Below are 3,975 nucleotides of genomic sequence, written 5' to 3' on the forward strand. Positions count from 1 at the left end.
CATGCTGGTCAGCGAATATGGCGGGGAAATCGTCGCGACCGGCATGGTGTTTGCCCGGGTCGGGGCGGAATGGCCGTTCTACAGCTATCGCATCACGCGCCAGTCGGCGGTCTCGCGCGCGCTGGGACGCGCCAAGGCGCAGCGTCTGCTCAATCTGGTCAACGATTTCGATGGCGAGACCGAGGTGGGCGGGCTGTTCGTCGATCCCTCCCGGCGCGGCCTTGCGCTCGGACGGTCGATGGCGCGCTCGCGCTACATGTTCATCGCGCAGCACCGCGACTGGTTCGGCGAGCGGGTGATGGCCGAACTGCGCGGCTATCAGGACGAGAGCGGACGCTCGCCGGTCTGGGATGCGCTGGGCCGCCATTTCTATGACATGGAATTTCAGGAGGCCGACCGGACCGGGGCGATCCAGGGCAACCAGTTCATCGCCGATCTTGGCCCGCGCTATCCCATCTATATCTCGATGCTGCCCGATGCGGCGCAGGCCGCGCTCGGTCGTCCGCACAACGACGGCAGGGCCGCGCATGCGATGTTATTGGCCGAGGGATTTCGCGACGACGGCTATGTCGATATCTTCGATGGCGGCCCCACGCTGGTCGCGGGCATCGATGCTGTCCGCACCGTGCGCGACTGCCGCCGATGCCATGTTGCCCGGATCGGCACGGTCGCCGCCGATGCAGCGATCGGCGCACTGATCTGCACCGGCGAAGGGGCGGGGTTCCGGCTGACCACCGGCAAGCTGTGCTGCGACGATGCCGATGGAGCGACGATCGAGCCTTCGCTTGCTGCCGCGCTTGGCCTGCGCGAAGGTGATGCGATCATGATTGCACCGGATTGACCATGCCAGACCCATGCCCCCTGCCTTTCGCGCTTCCCGAACGCCCGCCGGTAACGCTGCTTCGCCATCAGGACGCGCGTGCGCTGCGCCAGGATGGCTCGTCCGGTCGCACCCAGCCGATGGCCGGATTCGAGCCGCGCTTCACCGATATCGTCGACTATGTCGTGCGCATCACCGACGAGATCTGGATGGACCGCGCGGTGGGCTATATCTACGATACCTACGACGCCAGCTGCGTGATCTATTCGTCCTACGGCATCGTCCGCTCGGTGGAAGAGGTGATCGCCTCGACTGTCGCGACGCTCAATTCCTATCCCGACGGCGAGATCCACCACCTCAACGTGGCGTGGAGCGGCGACGAGAAAGCTGGCTTTTACACCTCGCATCTGGGGCACAGCCGCTCTACCAATGTCGGGCGGACCGCATGGGGGCAGGGCACCGGCAAGCGCACATCGATCCGCTTCGTCGCCGATTGTATCAGCCGTGACAACCGCATCCACACCGAATGGCTGGTGCGCGACAATGGCGCGGCTGTGCGGCAGCTGGGCTATGATCCGCACGTCATCGCGCGGCAGATCGCGCAAGGCGGGTCGCCCGAAAGCTTCCTCGTGTCGCCCGAGACGCGGCTGGACGGCCAGGCCCCGCGCGCGCGGCTCGATGTCGACACGCGCACTGTCGAGGGCTGGGCGCGCGCGCTGTTCCATGACGTATGGAACCTGCGGCGGCTCGACTGGCTGGCACGCCATTATGCCGCCGACATGGTGGCGCATGCCGGCGGAGGTCGCACCGCGCAGGGCCTGCGCAACTATCAGTCGCTGATCCTGCATGTGCTGACCGCGATCCCCGATGGCCATATGCGCGTCGAGAATGTCTGCTGGTCGCAAGAGGTGGACGGGGTGATCGTCGCGGTGCGCTGGACGCTGGAAGGCCGCAGCACGCCGGGCGGGGTGCTGGGCGAATGCCCTGCCGGAAAGCCCGTGTTCATGATGGGGATGAGCCATCTGCGGCTTGTCGCAGGCAGGATCGTCGAAGAGTGGATGCTGTTCGACGAGTTGGGCGTGCTCGCCCAGACCTATCGCTGATGCCAGCGGAACGCGATCGCCCGATGGCCACGCCGATCCTCCGGGCGATGGCGCCGCATCGGTGACTGCGCCTGTGCCTCTGCTGTTGCCGGGCAACATGTGCGATTCGCGGTTGTGGACACAGGCGGTGCGCGATGCCCTGCCGGGCGCGCGCGACATCGCGTTGCGCACCGAAACCACCATCGACGCGATGGCCCGCAAGGCGCTGGCGGAAACAGACGGGCCGGTGCTGCCGGTCGGTTTCTCGATGGGCGGCATCGTCGCGCTCGCCATGGCGCGGCTTGCGCCGGAGCGGATTGCCGCGATGATCCTGCTCGACACCAACGCCTCTGCCGATCTGCCCGAGCGCGCGGCAGTGCGGCCCCGGCAGCAGGCGGCGGTGCGCGGCGGCGATCTGGAACGCATCGTCGTCGAGGAACTCAAGCCCAATTATCTCGCCGCCGTGCACCGGGGCAACCGGGCCCTGCTCGATCTGCTACGCGACATGGCCATGGGGCTGGGCGACGACTGTTTCGTCGCGCAGAGTGAGGCGTTGCGCACCCGCCCCGACCAGCGCGCGGTTCCCGGCCAGCTTGCCGTGCCGCTGCTGCTGGCGTGCGGGGCAGAAGACCGGCTGTGCCCGCCCGAATGGCACCGCGCGATGGCCGATTGCGCGCACGATGCGACACTGCATGTAATCGAGGGTTCCGGACATATGCTCCCGCTGGAGCAACCCGAAGCCCTGGCCGCCATCATAACAGCATGGAGAGACCGATGATCGCCACCACCCATGTCGGTTCGCTGCCGCGTTCTGCCGCCGTTACCGAACTGGTATTCGCACAGGAGCGCGGCGAGGCCGTCGACCCCGAGCGGTTCGATGCCGTGGTGGGCGAAGCGGTGATCGATGCCGTGCGCCGTCAGCGCGCAGCCGGGATCACCATCGTCTCCGACGGCGAAATGGCGAAGATCAGCTATGCCACCTACATCAAGAACCGGATCACCGGTTTCGATGGCGATTCGCCGCGCACCCCGCCGGCCGATCTGGAGGCCTACCCCGGCTTTCTGGAACGCCAGAACAAGGGTGGCGGCACGCCGACCTATCGTCGCCCCCGCTGCGTAGGCGAGGTCAGTCCCGCGACGCTGGAGCCGCTCGACGACGATCTGCGGCGCTTTGCGGCGGCGCGCGCAAGCGCCGATAGTCCTGCCGGTTTCATGAATTCCGCCTCGCCGGGCGTGATCGCGCTGTTCCAGCCCAACGATCACTATCCCGATGACGATGCTTATCTCGAAGCGATCGCAGAGGCGATGCGCCCCGAATACGAGGCCATCGCAGCTGCCGGGCTGACCTTGCAGATCGACAGCCCAGATCTCGGCCTTGGGCGGCACATGATGTACAAGACGCGCTCCGACGACGATTATCTGGTGCTCATCGAGCGGCATGTCGCTGTGCTCAACCACGCGCTGCGCAACATCGCGCCATCGTCGGTGCGGATGCACGTCTGCTGGGGCAATTACGAAGGGCCGCATCATTGCGATGTCGAGATGGAGACGATCCTGCCGGTGCTGCTCAAGGCGCGGGTGCAGGGCCTGCTGTTCGAGACCGCTAATCCACGCCATCAGCACGATATCGAGGCATTCCAGCGGTTTGCCGACCTGATCGCGGATGACAGGGTGCTGATTCCCGGCGTGATCGATTCGACGACCAACTTCGTCGAGCATCCAAGGGTGGTGCGCAACCGGATCGAGGGCTTCGTCCGGCTGTTCGGCAGCGATCGCGTGGTCGCGGGGACGGACTGCGGCTTTTCGACCTTTGCCGGGTTCGGCGCGGTCGATCCCGATATCGTCTGGGCCAAGCTGGCGACGCTGGCGGAAGGTGCCGCGATGGTGCGGGCATGACGCTCAAGACAAGGCTGGCGGCGGGCGATTTCCTGCTGGGCACCTTCGTCAAGACCCCCAGCCCGATCATTGTCGAGGTGCTGGCGAGCTGCGGGCTCGATCTTGTTTGCCTCGATGCGGAGCATGCGCCGTTCGACCGCGCGGCGCTCGATGCCTGCATCTTTGCGGCGCGAGCGT

Annotated in this window: 4 protein-coding genes and 1 pseudogene; all 5 read left to right on the forward strand. The window is 66.3% G+C overall.

The window, feature by feature from the left end; genetic code table 11:
• On the forward strand, window positions 1-841 hold an 841-nt coding region (locus DM995_RS20435; RefSeq protein ID WP_116970875.1), incomplete at its 5' end, for an arginine N-succinyltransferase.
• A 2-nt stretch (window positions 842-843) separates the two neighbouring features.
• Window positions 844-1,923: a nuclear transport factor 2 family protein gene (locus tag DM995_RS20440; protein ID WP_116970876.1), complete on the forward strand. Its 1,080-nt coding sequence runs from the start codon at window positions 844-846 to the stop codon at window positions 1,921-1,923.
• A gap of 61 nt (window positions 1,924-1,984) precedes the next feature.
• Entirely contained in the window at window positions 1,985-2,680 is a 696-nt protein-coding gene (locus tag DM995_RS20445) for an alpha/beta fold hydrolase (RefSeq protein WP_353653385.1), read from the forward strand.
• Window positions 2,677-3,798, forward strand: coding sequence for a cobalamin-independent methionine synthase II family protein (locus tag DM995_RS20450; RefSeq protein ID WP_116970878.1), 1,122 nt, complete (start codon window positions 2,677-2,679; stop codon window positions 3,796-3,798). The genes DM995_RS20445 and DM995_RS20450 overlap by 4 nt, the downstream gene beginning before the upstream one ends.
• Window positions 3,795-3,975: pseudogene (locus tag DM995_RS20455) on the forward strand (aldolase); the annotation flags it as partial. The gene DM995_RS20450 and the pseudogene DM995_RS20455, both read left to right, overlap by 4 nt.

Origin of the sequence: Blastomonas sp. UPD001, assembly GCF_003426715.1 — a bacterium.
Classification (GTDB): Bacteria; Pseudomonadota; Alphaproteobacteria; order Sphingomonadales; family Sphingomonadaceae; genus Blastomonas.